This is a genomic window from Streptosporangium album (assembly GCF_014203795.1).
Lineage (GTDB): Bacteria > Actinomycetota > Actinomycetes > Streptosporangiales > Streptosporangiaceae > Streptosporangium > Streptosporangium album.
Window position 1 is genome coordinate 117,934 of record NZ_JACHJU010000005.1, and the last position, 14,393, is coordinate 132,326.

The 14,393-nt window shown below is 68.1% G+C and carries 19 protein-coding genes and 1 pseudogene; 9 read left to right on the top strand and 11 right to left on the bottom strand.

All coding sequences use genetic code 11. The features are described from left to right. Positions 1-76: 76 nt before the first annotated feature. Genes FHR32_RS36850 through FHR32_RS36865 form a run of 4 tightly spaced genes read left to right on the top strand, consistent with a single transcriptional unit; the run spans position 77 to position 3,862 of the window. Positions 77-1,681 carry an ABC transporter substrate-binding protein gene (locus FHR32_RS36850; RefSeq protein WP_184759140.1) on the top strand — a complete coding sequence of 535 codons (1,605 nt, stop codon included), beginning with the start codon at positions 77-79 and terminating at the stop codon, positions 1,679-1,681. Then, a complete protein-coding gene (locus FHR32_RS36855) occupies positions 1,678-2,601 on the top strand; it encodes an ABC transporter permease (RefSeq protein ID WP_184759141.1) in 924 nt (307 codons plus the stop codon). Before FHR32_RS36850 ends, FHR32_RS36855 begins: the two co-directional genes overlap by 4 nt. A gap of 17 nt (positions 2,602-2,618) precedes the next feature. Then, positions 2,619-3,413 carry an ABC transporter permease gene (locus FHR32_RS36860; RefSeq protein WP_184759142.1) on the top strand — a complete coding sequence of 265 codons (795 nt, stop codon included), beginning with the start codon at positions 2,619-2,621 and terminating at the stop codon, positions 3,411-3,413. A 35-nt stretch (positions 3,414-3,448) separates the two neighbouring features. After that, positions 3,449-3,862, top strand: a complete 414-nt coding sequence (locus FHR32_RS36865; protein ID WP_281391188.1) for a Tn3 family transposase — start codon at positions 3,449-3,451, stop codon at positions 3,860-3,862. Positions 3,863-4,098: 236 nt separating this feature from the next. Here FHR32_RS36865 and FHR32_RS45290 read toward each other — a convergent pair whose 3' ends face one another. The 6 genes and pseudogenes from FHR32_RS45290 to FHR32_RS36890 form a co-directional block, all read right to left on the bottom strand. Continuing rightward, on the bottom strand, positions 4,099-4,311 hold the full coding sequence (locus FHR32_RS45290) for a Rossmann-fold NAD(P)-binding domain-containing protein (protein WP_246468395.1): 213 nt from the start codon (positions 4,309-4,311) through the stop codon (positions 4,099-4,101). 52 nt (positions 4,312-4,363) lie between these two features. Then, positions 4,364-4,618: pseudogene (locus tag FHR32_RS46935) on the bottom strand (alpha/beta fold hydrolase); the annotation flags it as partial. A gap of 29 nt (positions 4,619-4,647) precedes the next feature. Beyond that, positions 4,648-4,815, bottom strand: coding sequence for an epoxide hydrolase N-terminal domain-containing protein (locus tag FHR32_RS46940; RefSeq protein WP_312882873.1), 168 nt, complete (start codon positions 4,813-4,815; stop codon positions 4,648-4,650). Then, the gene (locus FHR32_RS36880; protein WP_184759145.1) at positions 4,805-5,269 is read right to left on the bottom strand and encodes a MarR family winged helix-turn-helix transcriptional regulator; all 465 of its coding nucleotides are present in this window, start codon (positions 5,267-5,269) and stop codon (positions 4,805-4,807) included. Before FHR32_RS36880 ends, FHR32_RS46940 begins: the two co-directional genes overlap by 11 nt. Next, entirely contained in the window at positions 5,266-5,883 is a 618-nt protein-coding gene (locus tag FHR32_RS36885; protein WP_184759146.1) for a type 1 glutamine amidotransferase family protein, read from the bottom strand. Before FHR32_RS36885 ends, FHR32_RS36880 begins: the two co-directional genes overlap by 4 nt. Positions 5,884-6,245: 362 nt before the next feature. After that, a complete protein-coding gene (locus tag FHR32_RS36890) occupies positions 6,246-6,686 on the bottom strand; it encodes a MarR family winged helix-turn-helix transcriptional regulator (protein WP_221466739.1) in 441 nt (146 codons plus the stop codon). Between the two features lie 86 nt (positions 6,687-6,772). Here FHR32_RS36890 and FHR32_RS36895 point away from each other — a divergent pair, with 86 nt between their 5' ends. After that, positions 6,773-7,651: an SDR family NAD(P)-dependent oxidoreductase gene (locus FHR32_RS36895; protein ID WP_184759147.1), complete on the top strand. Its 879-nt coding sequence runs from the start codon at positions 6,773-6,775 to the stop codon at positions 7,649-7,651. Between the two features lie 140 nt (positions 7,652-7,791). Here the strand turns inward: FHR32_RS36895 and FHR32_RS36900 are convergent, their stop codons facing one another. Next, on the bottom strand, positions 7,792-8,931 hold the full coding sequence (locus FHR32_RS36900) for a winged helix DNA-binding domain-containing protein (RefSeq protein ID WP_184759148.1): 1,140 nt from the start codon (positions 8,929-8,931) through the stop codon (positions 7,792-7,794). A 529-nt stretch (positions 8,932-9,460) separates the two neighbouring features. Here FHR32_RS36900 and FHR32_RS36905 point away from each other — a divergent pair. After that, on the top strand, positions 9,461-9,946 hold the full coding sequence (locus FHR32_RS36905; protein ID WP_184759149.1) for a hypothetical protein: 486 nt from the start codon (positions 9,461-9,463) through the stop codon (positions 9,944-9,946). Between the two features lie 105 nt (positions 9,947-10,051). Continuing rightward, a complete protein-coding gene (locus tag FHR32_RS36910) occupies positions 10,052-10,723 on the top strand; it encodes a transposase family protein (protein WP_184758749.1) in 672 nt (223 codons plus the stop codon). A 73-nt stretch (positions 10,724-10,796) separates the two neighbouring features. On the opposite strand, the gene FHR32_RS36915 is transcribed toward FHR32_RS36910, so the two are convergent. Continuing rightward, positions 10,797-11,207 (bottom strand): hypothetical protein, encoded by a 411-nt coding sequence (locus tag FHR32_RS36915; RefSeq protein ID WP_312882874.1) that lies wholly within the window; start codon positions 11,205-11,207, stop codon positions 10,797-10,799. 249 nt (positions 11,208-11,456) lie between these two features. Here FHR32_RS36915 and FHR32_RS46365 point away from each other — a divergent pair, with 249 nt between their 5' ends. Further along, positions 11,457-11,612: a recombinase family protein gene (locus FHR32_RS46365; RefSeq protein WP_221466741.1), complete on the top strand. Its 156-nt coding sequence runs from the start codon at positions 11,457-11,459 to the stop codon at positions 11,610-11,612. Between the two features lie 2 nt (positions 11,613-11,614). Here FHR32_RS46365 and FHR32_RS36925 read toward each other — a convergent pair whose 3' ends face one another. The 3 genes from FHR32_RS36925 to FHR32_RS36935 form a co-directional block, all read right to left on the bottom strand. Beyond that, positions 11,615-11,932: a hypothetical protein gene (locus FHR32_RS36925; protein WP_184759150.1), complete on the bottom strand. Its 318-nt coding sequence runs from the start codon at positions 11,930-11,932 to the stop codon at positions 11,615-11,617. A gap of 73 nt (positions 11,933-12,005) precedes the next feature. Continuing rightward, positions 12,006-12,596, bottom strand: a complete 591-nt coding sequence (locus FHR32_RS36930) for an IS630 family transposase (protein WP_312882875.1) — start codon at positions 12,594-12,596, stop codon at positions 12,006-12,008. Next, the gene (locus tag FHR32_RS36935) at positions 12,557-13,138 is read right to left on the bottom strand and encodes a helix-turn-helix domain-containing protein (RefSeq protein ID WP_184759151.1); all 582 of its coding nucleotides are present in this window, start codon (positions 13,136-13,138) and stop codon (positions 12,557-12,559) included. The genes FHR32_RS36930 and FHR32_RS36935 overlap by 40 nt, the downstream gene beginning before the upstream one ends. 718 nt (positions 13,139-13,856) lie before the next feature. Between FHR32_RS36935 and FHR32_RS36940 the strand changes: the two genes are divergently transcribed. Continuing rightward, positions 13,857-14,387 carry an EF-hand domain-containing protein gene (locus FHR32_RS36940; protein WP_184759152.1) on the top strand — a complete coding sequence of 177 codons (531 nt, stop codon included), beginning with the start codon at positions 13,857-13,859 and terminating at the stop codon, positions 14,385-14,387. The last annotated feature ends 6 nt before the right edge of the window (positions 14,388-14,393 follow it).

A 14,393-nucleotide genomic window follows, 5' to 3' on the forward strand; every position in this document is an offset into this window, starting at 1 on the left:
TTCACGTTGCGCTGTGGGTTGCCCAGGCGACTCGGCGATATGTGACCCGTTGTGCTCTACCGCAAAGGATGATCATGTGAACAGGAGTCGGCGCGGGTTGCGCTTTCCGGTCCTGATGAGGACGTGCGGAGGCATCCGGCCCAGGGCCATGGCCGTGCTGGGGGCGGTCCTGCTGGCCGCCCTGGTGGCCTGCGGCGGCCGGGGAGACGCGGGGCAGGAGGCAGGGCGGCTCACCCTCGCCGCTCCACGCGATCTCGCGGCGGGCCCGGAGGATCCATACTTCACCCATCGCACGTTGCGGGTGTGGGAGCCCCTGGTGACCCTGGACGACAGGATGCGCCCGGCCCCGGCGCTGGCGACGGGATGGGAGCATTCCGACGGGGGCCGGAGATGGACGTTCACCCTGCGCGGCGGTGTGAGGTTCAGCGACGGGACGCCGTTGACCGCCGAGGCGGTCGTCGTCAACATCGAGCGGTTCCGGCGGATCGCGCCCAGGCCGTCCGCCTTCTTCAGCCTCGACGCGGGGATGGAAGCGGCCTACGGCAAGCTCACCGGAGTGCGAGCCGAGGGCGGGAAGGTCGTGTTCATCTTGGCCGAGCCGGTGGCCGACCTGCCTGCGAGGCTGGCCGACTTCTACAGCATGATCCAGGCTCCGTCGGCGTTCAAGGCCGATGGAGACTTCGCCGGCAAGCCGGTGGGCACGGGGCCGTACACGCTGGTCTCCTGGTCGAAGGACCGGCAGGTGGAACTGGCGGCCAACCCGGGCTACTGGGGCGGCAAGCCGGCCTTCGACAAGATCGTGGTGAAGACGATCCCCGACGCCAACGCGCGGGTGGCGGCGTTGCGGGCCGGTGAGGTCGCGGGGCTGATCGACAAGGGGGCCCTGCTTCCCGGGCAGGTCGCCGCAGTCGCCGCCGACGGCAGGTTCCGGATCACTCGCTCTCCCTCCGTGCTCACCCATTACCTGACCTTCAACGCCTCCCGCAAGCCGTTCGCGGATCCGAGGTTGCGTGAGGCGGTGGATCTGGCGATCGACAGGGAGTCCATCGCGGACAAGCTGCTGGCGGGTACGGCGACGCCGGGGTCGCCGTTCCTCTCACCGATCTTCGGAGCCCTTTCCGATCCCGGCGTCCGCACGGCCCACGATCCCGCCAGGGCTCGCGAGCTCGTCGGCGCGGCCGGTCGTCCGGCCGAGCCGGTCTCCATCCTGATCTCCTCCTCCGAGACCGGCCAGTTCCCCTACGCCGACATCGCCGAGGTGCTGCGGGCCGGTCTGGAGGAGGTGGGCCTGCCCGCCCGCGTGAACGTGGTCGAGGCGACCAAGGCGGTGATGGAGGCCGGCGACTACGACATCTTCCTGAGCGCCTACAGCGTGCCCAACGGCGATCCGGACTACCTGTTCCGCCGGTTCCTGCGCTCGGACGCGGCCTGGAACCACGACCGCAACCTCGGCTACCGCAGCGACGTGTTCGACCGGCTGATCGACCGGGCCGCGGCCACCGGCGCCGTGGCCGAGCGCCGTGAGCTCTACCATGAGGTCCAGCGGCTGCTCGCCGCCGACCGGCCGATGATCCCGCTCGCCTACCAGGACAACCCGGTGGCGATGAGCACCTCGGTGACGGGCCTCGCGCAGAATCCGCTGTACCTGGTCGATCTCGCGAAGCTGGCGCCGTCGCGGTGACCGCCGCCCTGCGGCGTGTGGCGGAGACGCTCCTCGTCCTGCTGGTGCTGTCGGTGCTGACCTTCCTCCTGACGTCACTGGCGCCCGGGGACCCGGCGGAGGAGATCCTCCGCCGGGGCGGCATCCAGCCCACGGCGGAGAGCGTGGCCGTTCTGCGGGGCGAGCTCGGCCTCGACCAGCCGCTTTTCTCCCAGTACCTTCAGTGGACGCTCGGCGTTCTGCGGGGCGACTTCGGCCGTTCCAACGTCGATCGCGCGCCGGTGGCCGCTGAGATCCTGTCACGAGTCCCGGCGACGCTGCGGCTGGCCGGGACGGCCTCGCTCATCGCGGTCGGGCTGGCCGTGCTCGTGTCGGTCCGCGCCGCGCTGCGGCCGCGTGCCCTCGACAGCCGGATCGCGAAGGTCGCGACAGTGGCGATCGCCGCCGTCCCGCCGTACATCTCCGGCATCCTGCTGATCAGCGTGTTCGCCATCGGCCTGCGGGCCCTGCCGACCGGTGGAGACGGCTCTCCGGGAGCCGTGATCCTGCCCGCGCTCACTCTCGGCCTGGCAGGGACGGCCACGCTGCTGCGACTGCTACGGGCCGATCTGGCGGCCGCCGCGCGGCAGCCCTTCGTCAAGCTCGCCGTGGCGAAGGGGCTGACCGCGCGCCGCACCATCGTGGTGCACATGCTGCGCGTGGCCGCCCCCGGTGCGATCACCGCGGCCGGGGTCGTGCTCACCGAACTGCTGGCCGGTGCGGTGATCGTCGAGACCCTGTTCGCCTGGCCCGGTGTGGGACAGCTCGCGGTGGCGGCGATCCGGCAGCGGGACATCCCGATGGTTCAGGCATATGTGCTGCTCACCGCGCTTGCCACCGTGCTGGTCCTGACCCTGGCCGATCTGTGCGTGTCGGCAGCCGACCCTCGGGCGCGACGATGACGGGCCACCGCTCACGGATGCCCGCCGGTGGTGTGGCCGGTGCCCTGCTGTTCGGCGCGGTCGTCCTGTTCTGCTTCGCGGCGCCCGTGCTGTCGCCGTACGACTCCCATCGGCCGGACCTGGCGCGGGCGATGCTCCCCGCGAGCGGAGAACATTGGCTCGGAACCGACCAGCTCGGCCGCGACCTGCTCACCCGAACGGCCGCGGCGGGCCGCGTCTCACTTCTGTTCGCGTTCGCCGTCACCGCCGTCACCACCTCGGCCGGCACGGTCGTCGGCGCCGTGGCAGGCCTGGTGGGCGGATGGCCCGACCGGCTGCTGCGGCTGGCGGCCACCGTGGCGCTCGCGCTGCCCGGCCTCACACTCGCGCTGGCTCTGGCCGGTGTGCTGCCACCCGGCTTCACCACCCTCCTCATCGCCCTCGTGCCGCTGGGATGGGTGAGCTGCGGCCTCGTCGTCCGCGCCGCGGTCATACGGACGGCGGCATCCGACCACGTGCTGGCGGCCCGGGCGATGGGCGCGTCATCCTTTCACCTGCTGCGCCGCACCATCGTCCCGCACGCGATCGGGCCCGCTCTGACCGTCGCCACCGGTGACCTCGCCAAGACCCTCGTCGCCGCCACCTCGCTGAGCTTCCTCGGCCTCGGCCTGCCCCCGCCGGACGTCGACTGGGGTGGGATGGTGAACGAGGCGACGGCCCTGCTCGTGGTCACGCCGCGGCTCGCCGTGGTGCCGGCGGTCGCCCTGGCTCTGACCAGCCTGGGTGTCACGCTCGTGACCGACGCGCTCCGCGCCGCCCGCCTCACCGGATGAGCCACGCCCGGAGCGGGTGAGCCGCCCTGGCCGGCCTGCCGGACCAGAAACCGTGGAAGACCAAGACGGATGCCGACCACGGGGTGCTGAACTCCCTGGCCCGCGGGCGCCTCGACATGGCCAAGGTCCGGCAGCACTGGCCGGATATCACCCGCCTGGTCGCCTCGATCTACACCAGCGAGGTCAGCCCCTACGACGTGGTGCGTATGCTGCAACGCGACGGCCACCCCGTTCTGTGGAATACCACCTATATCGACGACGCCCTCACCCAGCTACATGCCCAGGGCCACCCGGTGCGCAACGAGGACGTCGCCAGGCTCAGCCCGTTCATCTGCAAGCACATCAATGTCCACGGCCGGTACTCGTTTTACAGGCACGACCAGGCCGGCGGCCGCCTCGGCCGCCTCGGCGTCCTTGCGCGGCTGCGGCCGCGAGGCCGTCCATGTTGATGACGACGGCAGGGGCGGGTTCCGTCCCCCGATCGTCCTGGAAACCGTCCCGGAGCTCAAGAATCACACCCCTGTTGAGGGACGGGTTCCGGGACAGCTTGACCTGGGCCTCCCCTCCGGGATCGCGCCCGTCCCGGAATCGGGGGCGGTCTCAAGGACGGGCGAGAACGTGAAAGCCCTCGCGGCGGGATCCGGACGTTAGCGCTTGGTGGATACGAACAGGGTGCGGCGTGTTGTCACCCAACTTGCATGGTCAGCGCTTCGGCCGCCAGTTCGATGCTGTGCCCGGCAAAGCGTTCGGGTTGTTCCGGCGCCGCGGCCACGAAGGCCGCGATGTCATCGGCGCGGATCATCTGCACTTTGGTCTGGGCCTCGATGGCAGTGACGATCTCGTCGCCGGCCAGGTTGGGAAACATCAAGGCCGCTTTGGGCGGGGCGAAGTTCTCCATTGAGCTCCGCAGGGTCTGCGGAGGGGAGCGAGAATATCTGGGTGACGTGGACACCGGCGACGCGGTCGGGGGCCGTCCGTCCGAGTTCCAGGGAGATGGTCGATCCGACGTCGTTCCCGACCGCCCCGTATTGGTCATAGCCGAGACGTCGCATCAGCTCCGCCCAGGCTTTGGCGGTGCGGTATCCGTCCCACCCGTCGGCTGGTCCGGAGAATCCGAAGCCCGGGATCGAGGGGATCACGACATCGAAGGCGAGCACCTGGTCGTCCGGTCGCGTCAGCGGATCGATGAGGTCGAGGTACTCCACGAACGAGCCTGGCCAGCCGTGGGTGAGGATCAGCGGGCACGCCAGTCGTAGCCGTCACGCCAGTAGTCAACCAGGCCTTGGACGTGACTCCGGCCGACGTCATCGAATCGGGCACGGCGCAGACGGTCGGACAGGTCGGCGAGGGCGGGTGGCGGGATCTCGATTCGATAGGGGGTGAGGTCTGTTTCAGTCGGCATCGAGGGCCTCCAGCGCTTGCGACAGCTTCTCCAGCGCCTGCAGCGCGTTCTGGAGTTCGTCCGGACCGAGCCGGTCGGCCAGCCGGTCGGCGAATGCGCGCTGGTCCGGCACGATACGTTCCACAGCGGCCAGCCCGTCGGGGGTCGGTACCAGCAACTTGGCTCGGCTGTGGGCCGGGTTGGGCCGATACTCGGCCAGTCCCTTGTCGACCAGCAGGTCGGCGATCCGCTGGACGCTCTGGCGGGTGATGCCCATGACCTTGGCGATGCCGGCCACGGGGAGGGGTTCATGCAGCACCGCGCCGAGCACCTGCCACCAGGCGGCGGTCAGGCCCGCCGGCCTGGCCAGCCCCTCCGCTACGTGCAAGAACTGGCCGTTGAGACGGAAAACGGTCACCGCCGCTCTGGCCATGAGCTCGCCCGGCTGTGGCTGATCCTGCGTGGGGTGGCTCATCGCGTACTCGCCGCCAGCACCGCGAACGCGCTCGCGTCCTGCTGCCCGAACAGCCGGTACCAGGCGTCGAGCACCTCCGGCTCGTACACCCCGAGCCTGGCCAGCACTTCACGGGCGAACTCCACCGGCGAGGTCGGGCTCGCCGTGATCAGATCACCGTCGGTGACCGCTGGAGCGTTCCGGTAGCGGCCCGCACCGGCGTACCCGGTCGCGGCGAGGAACTCGGGCGCGCTGCTGGTGTGGTCACGGTCGTCGAGCAGGCCTTCGCGTGCGAGGCCGGCCGTGGCGCCGCAGATCGCCGCGACCGGCACGCCCGCGTCAAGGAATTCACGGGCCTTGCGCCCGAAGGCCTGGTTGCCTTCGGCCCAGATGTGGGCGCCGGGAAGGATCAACATGGCGCTGCCCTCGGGCGTGACCTCATCCAGGAGCAGGTCGGGCAGGATCCGCATCCCGCCGACCGTGATCACCGGCTCGAGACTCTCCCCCACCGTCCGCACGTCATACCGGCCAGGCCTGCGCTGGCCGAGCTCGCTGCGGATGTGCGCGATGGCATGGCCCACCTCCCAGTCGGCCAGGGTGTCATAGACGGCGACATGTACGATCTCAGGATTCATGACAGCATTCTGTCGCTATGGCAGGATGCTGTCAAAAATATCCGGCCACTGCGCCGCCTGCTCTCCCTGACCGAGGGCCAAGTGGCTGTTCATGTCCAGCTCCAGACGCCCGTACAGGTTGAGGTGGGTCCAGAGCGGGGTGGACAGGCCCCGGCGGTCCTCTTCGGTGAGGCGGGCGGGCCACGTGGAATCTTGTAGACGATCTGGGCGGGGTGGAGGGCGGGCGCGGACACCTCGACGCGCTCGCGGCCGTCGCCGGTCAGCTCGCCGGTCAGCTCGCCGGCCTTTACGCCGCTCTGCTGCCATAACGCCTGCCTCGACTCGTCGTGAGGTAGACGATGGTACGGCGGCGTCGGCCGTACTTACGTTGCCGCAGCGGCGTCGTCGATGGCGGCGAGCAACGTATCCAAGGTGTCCAACTGTTTCTGCCCGAGCGCACCGAATATCCGCTGGAGTATCTGTTCCCCAGCGGCCATACCTGTGGCGAGTGCCGCAGAACCCTTCATGGTGAGAACAACGACTTTGGCGCGCCGGTCCATTGGATCTGAGCTCCGTTCGATCAGCCCATCTCGTTCCAGCGACTCGACCGCCTGGGTGACCGAACGTGCGGCCATGCCCAGTTCCGCGGCCAGGGACGTCTGCCGAAGCGAGCCCTTCTGGTCGAGCACCTGCAGCACCTTTGCGCGTGCGAGGGAGAGCCCGCTCGCCATCATGTGCTCGTCGACCACTCTGCGCACCCGGTAAGCCGACGACAAGTACCGCAGCCCCACTCGCTCGGCCTCAGATTGATCGACCATGGTCATCTCTCCTCCGGCTGGGCGCATTCTCTGAGGTACCTCAGCAATGCTACATTAATGAGGTACCTCAAGATATGGAGTCAAAGGATCCGATGGACGACCGACCCGTCATCGTCTTGACCGGAGCCACCAACGGCCTCGGCAAAATCGCCGCCCTGGAGCTTGCCCACCGCGGCGCCCACCTCGGCATCGTCGCCCGCGACCCGGTAAAAGCCGAAACCCTGCTCAGGGAAATCGATCAGGTGGCTCCAGGCACTTCCGCCGAACTGTTCCTCGCCGACCTGACGTCCTTGAAGGATGTTCGCCGCGCTGGACAAGAGATCGCCACTCGCTTCGAACGGATCGACGTGCTGATCAACAACGCCGGGCTGCACGCGTTCTCCCAGCGGATCACGCCCGAAGGCTTCGCCGAAATGACCGCGGTGAACTACCTCGCCCCCTGGGTGCTCACCAACACTCTCCGCGACAAGCTCGTGGCTTCAGCACCCGCCAGGGTCGTCACCGTCGCATCCGAGGCCTCTCGACATTCCGGTGGCATCGACCCGGCGAGGGATCTCACCCTCGTCGACGACTACAACCGGCGGGAATCCTCGAAGCTCTATGGCCGGTCGAAGCTGATGGACATCATGTTCACCCAAGAACTTGGCAGGCGGCTGGCAGGCACGGGGGTTACCGCCAACTGCTGCGACCCCGGCTTCAACACCAGCGGACTCGGACGCGAACTGCCTTTCTCCGGGATCCTGGAAAAAATCCTGACACGGTTGAAGATCGGCGCCCCTCAACGCGGTGCCGGAATCATCGTACGGCTCGCGACCGACCCCGCATTCGCCGCCACCACCAGCGGCTACTTCTCCGTCAAGGACGCCAAACCCCTCACCTGCCCGGAACCAGGATGTTCCGAGGCGATTCAGCGTGAACTGTGGGAGACCACCGCGAACCTTCTCAGCGACATCCTTCACACCGCCAAATGAGATACCACGCCCTCTGCCCACTGAACAACGAAGGAAGCGCCCGGCCGCCGCTGGGAGCAACCACGTGAGCATGTCAGCGCCGACCGGGGTGCCGGTGCGGCCGGATCTCTCCGGTTGACGGGGGAGGGCCGGCTCGGTGATTACCCGGGGAGCACCCGAACCTCGGCGCTGGGCAGCGTGGTCCACCAGCGGTCGTAGCGGCGGTAGGGCTGGGGGTCGCGGTCAGCGAGGAGTGCCACCAGCGACCGGGCCTCCGCGGCGAGTCCCTCCCAGGCCTCGGCCGGTAGGCGGTGGAAGGCGGTCGCTTCGATTCCTCCCTCGACCGGGCGCCACACGCCGGCGACGTACCCATCGACCAGGAGTGTCGGCAGCACGTCGCCGTTCGACCGGGCCACGAGCTTGCGGTACTCCGGCGGAATGACGCGGCTCCGGTCGGCGTAGGCCAACAGGATGCTGTCCCACATGGCCATCAGTCTGGGCGGGGCCGGCGTGTCCTCGGCGGGGCGCGGGGCGCCGGGGACGTCGAACAGCTCCGTGCCATCGGGCCCTTCCAGCTGCTCCAGTACGCCGGAGAGAGCACCCAGGGCGTTTCGAGCCCTGGAACGCTGGACCAGGGCGAACTGCGCCACGTCTGCCACCGAGGCGGGGCCGAATCCCTCCAGGTAGCGCTGGGCCAATGTCTGCAGGTACTCGTCAGAGGTGTCTTTTCCCCCAGACGTCGGCGGCGTCCCCGCTGCGACGTACGACGGCCGCGAACCGAACGACCACGGCCCGGCTGTGGGGGTGTGCAGCAGCGGTGCGAACGACCGCAACGCCCACCACACGCCCTTCGGGGGGACTCCAAGCCGCGCGTCGAGCCATGCCTCGACCTCGGCTGCGGTACGGGGCCGGCCCGCGAATTCCAGCAGGTCCGGAAGTAGGGCGTCGGCGTCGGCGGCGCAGAGCCCGCTCGCCGTGAAGCGAGGGTCGCCGAGCCTGGCGGCTCGCAACGTCGGCTGCATGGCAGCATGCATGGCTGGATGGTCATCTGTGTGCACCACGTGCAACGTGATCCGCATCAGCGTCGCCTTGACCAGCGTCTGGTTGGCAAAGGCAACGTCGAGGTCGACCGGGTCGAAGGCGGTGAGACGGTTCCACAACGCGACGTACGGCGAGGCGGGCTGCTGCGCCTGCAAAGCGACCACGCGCCTGGCTGCGTCGATGACGCCGAGTCGCTGCCGCCGCAGAAGCAGCTGCCGGGCGAGCGTGGCGCGATTGAGCCGCTGTGCGGTGATCCTCATGGCGCGTCGGAGCTCTCATCCACTGCGGATCCTCCTGGATGGGCTGCGAGCGGTCACTGTCGAAAGCTACACCGTCACGCAGCCCATCCAGACGCCGCCGGTAGGTGCGCCGCCGCTCTCAGGGCATGGAGGTCTTCGAAGGGATCCGGGTTCGTCATGGCTGCCTCGATGCCGCCGAAGGTCGGGTCGGGATGGGATCACTACCAGGTGCGCACCTGGACCGGCCGGCACCGCCACATCACGCCGGCCATGCTCGCCGTACTCGTCTTCAGGCCGAGCAGTCAGAGGAGGTCCTGCACTGGTCACAATGAGAGAGTTCCATCCTGTTTTCCCGGGTAGAAGGGGATGGCCTGGCGCGGTGGGGTGTGATCCCCGCTGGTGAGCGGCAAGGATCATGGTCCTTGATCATCCGGCAGGTGGACAAAAGCGGATCTTCCGTGATTCAGCTGCGGCGCCCCATCCAGGATCGTTATCTTCCGTGTCCAGATGCTTTCACCGGGTAATCGCCGTTGGTCTGTCGAGGGATGCCGTGTCGCTGCTGGACCAGATCGCCACACGCCTCGTGGTAGCTACCGAACGCGCCGAGCACCTGCGCACCCGACTGGCCGAAGCCGAAGACGACCTGGACCGGCTGCGTGTGGCCGAGCAGGTCGTCAAGGAGATCCTCGCCGAACAGCCCAGCCGGGAGCCTGCCGAGAAGCCGGCCGATGAGCCGGCACCGGTGTATCAGGTGGCGCTGCCTGCCGACCGCGCCTTGCAGTTGCCGCCCGGCGGCCGGTTGATCTGTTTCCGGCACGAGGCCGCCGGGGTGCATGTGCTTCCCGCCGACTACCAGGCGCTGCTTTCCGCGGTGTGCCCCGGCCAGGCTCCGCTGTCCTGCAAGACGATCTGTGAGCAGCTGGGCCTGTCTGTCGAACCGGGCCAGGTAGAAGGCACCCGGGCCAAGCCGAACCGGCTGGTCGAGCGGGGCCGGCTGCGCAAGACCGCGGCCGGAGCGTTCGCCCCGCCGTCCTGACCAGCACCCCCGAGACGCCTATCTCGCACCCCTGACCAGGGGTGATGCCTGCGGACGCCGGTACGGCGGTGACGTAGCGCGCCCCCGGCAGGGGCATGGCGGTGTGTGAGAACAACCAAAACACTCGCCGAGGACGCGCCGTCTGCTGTCTACCAGTGCCGTCTGCCGCTGTCGACCAAGACCCTCACTCTGGTGGCCGGCTTGCTACGCGGCCACCTGAAGGCGATCGGATCCCGCCGGCGGAAACCGCCGTCCGGGAAGATCGCGCTCATCGTGCTCGCCGTCCTGCGCCACGACCGGCGCCTGGCTGACATGGCCGGCGGCAACAACGTGTCGGCCTCCACCATCCGCCGCTGGGTGCTGGAGGTCATCGACCTGCTCGCCGCGCGCGCCCCACGCCTGGACCGCATCCTGAAACAGATCGCCAAGGCCGGCGGGCAGGTCGTGCTGCTGGACGGCACGCTGGTGCGTACCCGCCGCCGCACCGGGCAGGCCAACCGCAAAAACTACTCCGGCAAACACAAGGTCCACGGCTTGTCGTTCCTCGCGCTCACCGATGAGCAAGGCAACCTGATCTGGATCTCCTCCGCCAAGCCGGGCCGTTCCAGCGAGATCACCACCGCCCGCCACAACAAGATCACCGCCTGGCTGCGCCGCTTCGACCTGGGCGACCTGAAGAACTGGCGGGTACTGACCCGGCTGCGCCTGAACGCCCGGCATGCCACCGCGCTGCTACGCGCCCTGCTGGTGCTCACCCGCCTCGAAGTCGCCCGCTGACAGATGATCTACTTCCATGATCTTGCCCTGCTACCACGACGTTCACACCTGACCGCCACCACACCAGCCCGTTCTACCTGCGGAAACAGGATGGAACTCCCCCAACGGCGCGGGTAGCGCGCTCCAGTCCGCGTGCCAGCGCACCGGTCAGGTCGCCGTCCAGGCCGTCGTAGGCGGCGATCGCGGCGGCTGCGTTGAGCAGCACCGCGTCGCGCACCGGCCCGCGCCGACCGGCCAGGGTTTGACGGACGACCTCGGCGTTGAAAGCGGCGTCACCGCCCCGCAGGTCCTCCAGCGCGCAGCGAGGCAGACCAAGATCGGCGGCGTCCACCACGGTTTCGCGGACCACGGTTTTGCCGGTGACCACCCACACCCGGGTAGGGGCGCCGATGGAGAGTTCATCCAGGCCGTCGTCGCCGCGTACTATCAGCGCCGAGCAGCCACGGGAGGCGTCGGCGATCGATGACGCGCTGGACCTGTTCACGCTGTTGATGCAGATCAAGCTGATCCGGGGTTGAGGAATCCAGGAACAGCGGTTGGCGCTGAGAATGATCACGGTCGCGTGGTGCCTTGCCCCCTTGCGCGTGTCGTGGTGGTCACTCGCGGCTGTTCCGTAAGGGGATCCTTCACCGGAACACTCGTCAGCGCGGATGGACGCCCAGGTGGAGGTGTTCCATAAGGCCGTTCCGCAAACTGTTCCGGTGACAGGGGGCTACCCGGAACACTGGAGGGCGTGAACGGGACGCGTGTCGGGTACGCCCGCTGCTCCACCGACGAACAAGACGTGATCATCCAGACCGGGCAATTGCTCGCGCTCGGCGTCCCCGCCGACCGGATCTACATCGACCGCGGGTTCTCCGGCACACCGTCGCGCCCGCCGAACGGATGAGATCAGCCGATGACCGCGTTCGCCGTCGTTGCCTCGGAGGCGGGGCTGCCGGCGTGCCGCGCCTTGTGGCGTACGGTCGCCACCACCAGTGTGGCGGTGAGCATCAGCATCAGCACATAGCCGCCGACAGGGCCGTAAAGCTGATCGGCGAGGGTCGCCGCTGTGACGGTGAAGGCGCCGCCCAGGGTGGTGATGGTGTTGGTGAGCCCAGACGCGGCACCTGCTTGCGCGCCGTCGACGACGCTGAAGGCCATCCGGTTCAGTAGATCGTCGGTCTTGACGTACAGTGCGGTTGCGAGGGAGTCCAGCTCTGTCTTCACACACTGACGTTGGACTCCCTCGTCCTATGCACGCAGGCGATCCCTTGGAATCGATCATCTAGTGCTGCGTTCCTCAAAGGGTGTACACGAAGTGGCGGCGGTATGAGCGAGGTGTGGGCTGGAGGCGTCCCCAGATCCAGGGGCGGGCGCGGGCGTTGAGCTGGGCGGTGGCAACGCGGGTGGCGTGGTCGATCTCATCGGGATCGGCGAAGGAGGTCCCGGCCAGAGCGGTCTTGCGGAACAGGCGCCACCAGCCCTCTTGCAGGTTGAGCCAGCACGCGCCGACCGGGATGAACACCTGCCGGATGCGGGGGTGGTCGATCAGCCACGTGCGGGTGGAGACGCTGTTGTGACTGGAGAGGTTGTCGGTGATGACGACGATCTGGCCGTGCGGGTTGGCCTCTTCCACCTGCTGGAGAAACCGTTGGTAGTGGTCGCTGTTGCGGGAGGCGGCGGTCATGGTGACCGCGGCGCCGTCGGCGACGCGGAGCCCGCCATAGACCCAGGTCTTCTCCGGGCCGCGCGAGTAGTCCAGCTCGGCTTTGATCCGATGGCCGTCGGGCGACCAGGCGGGCGAGGGTGGGAAGGTGCGCGGGATCACCGGTCCGAGTTCGTCGGCGCAGATCACCGTGGAGCCCTCCGGCGGGGCGGTGTAGAGCTCCACGATGGCCGTCCTTTTGGGGCGAATTCCGGATCCCGGCTGGTCACCCAGCTGCGGGTATGGCGCCAGCGCACCCCCTCGGCCAGCAGGATGCGCCGTACCTGGCTGCGATGCACCTCGATCCCGGCCTCCTGGGCCGCCTGGGTGAGGGTGTCCAAGGTCCACTCCGCCGGCTTGTCCTCATCGGCGGCTGACAGCTCCCCGGCCGCATCGCGGACCAGGCGCCCGGGCGGCGCCGACCGGGCCAGCGCGATGATGGCCGAGCGCTGCTCTTCGGTGATCCGCCGCTTGCGCCCCACTCCGGGACGGTCACCCAGTCCATCGAGGCCGTCGGCGTTGAACCGGTGCAGCCAGCGGCGCACCTTCTTTTCATGGCAGCCGATCTCGGCTGCGATCGCCGGGACTCCCAGTCCGTCCCAGCTCAGCGTGATGATCCGGGCTCGCTCGATCCAATCGGCCGGGGCATGCCGGGCCCGAGCGAGCTGATGAACCTTCTTGGCCTCCGCCTCGTCTTGCAGCGGACGGGCCCGCAGAAACTTCGGCACCGTGCTCGCCTCCACACAGCAGGTCAGCACCCTTTGGGAACAAAACCTACCCATGCAAAGAGGAACGAAGCACTAGCGACGCGCTACCGAGGCGGCACCCTGCCCTACTCGTTCTCCCCACCGATCTGACGCCCGTCGAACGGGCCTGGTGCCTGCCGCCTGCTGTCAGCGGTCCGTCAGGCATTGCCCCCATCGAGGGATCACCCGTCGAGGCGGTCGAGGCGGTCGATCCCGCCGATGGTGCGCGGCCCGCCGGGGCCGGTGCGCTGAGCGGCCCACTACTGTGGCGAGCTCAGGGCCGCGGCCGGTGGATACCGGGTACGGATCGTGGCGAGCCTCTCCACGTTGAGCATCAGCCTGTCTCGCTACGACTCACACGGTGGAACGAAAAGGTCACCGGAGCGTAACCATGCGGCTACAGGATTGGCCGGCGCTCACGAGACTGGAGCTATAGCTCCGTGGACGTCGGGAAATTTAGTGTATCTCGCACCATCCTTATAGGGGATGGCCGGCGGGGGTGGTGACGCGAATAGCCTGAATAATTAGACTATTTAACGTTTGGTCGTATTTATTCTTTTGGTTCTATTGGTTGCATTCGGTCTCCCTGACCGCTAATCGCGTCGCAAGCGCGTAGGTTATGATCTGGCATAATCGCGTGCAGTCGAACTCCTGATTTCAGCCCTCATTGTGAGTGGCAGCCAAAGAAAGGTGATAGGCGATGCAGAAAGCGGCCATCGATCGAGTAAAGCTCATCTTCGCCCTGCTCGACGCCGACGGCACCGGCTATCTCGAAGCCGAGGACTTCGAACTCATGGCGACCCGTGTCGTCGCAGCGTCCCCTGATTCCGACGGCGCGGCCAAAGCTGCCATGCTGGCCGCTTTCCGGCGCTACTGGACGACTCTGGCCGCCGAACTGGACGACAACCGCGACGGCCGTATCAGTTTCGAGGAGTACGCCGCGTGCGTACTCTCCCCGGAGCGTTTCGACGGGGCGGTCACCGACTTCGCCGAGGCGCTGGCCGCACTGGGCGACCCGAACGGCGACGGGCTCATCGAGCGGCGCGTCTTCGTGGCGCTCATGACGGCCATCGGCTTCGAGCGCGCGAACATCGACGCGCTCTTCGACGCGTTCGAGCCATCGGACGCCGACCAGATCATGGTCTCGGTCTGGGCCGCCGGCATCAAGGACTACTACAGCCCGGAGAAGGCGGGAATTCCGGGCGATCACCTGGTCGGAGGGCCGATCTGATCGGGA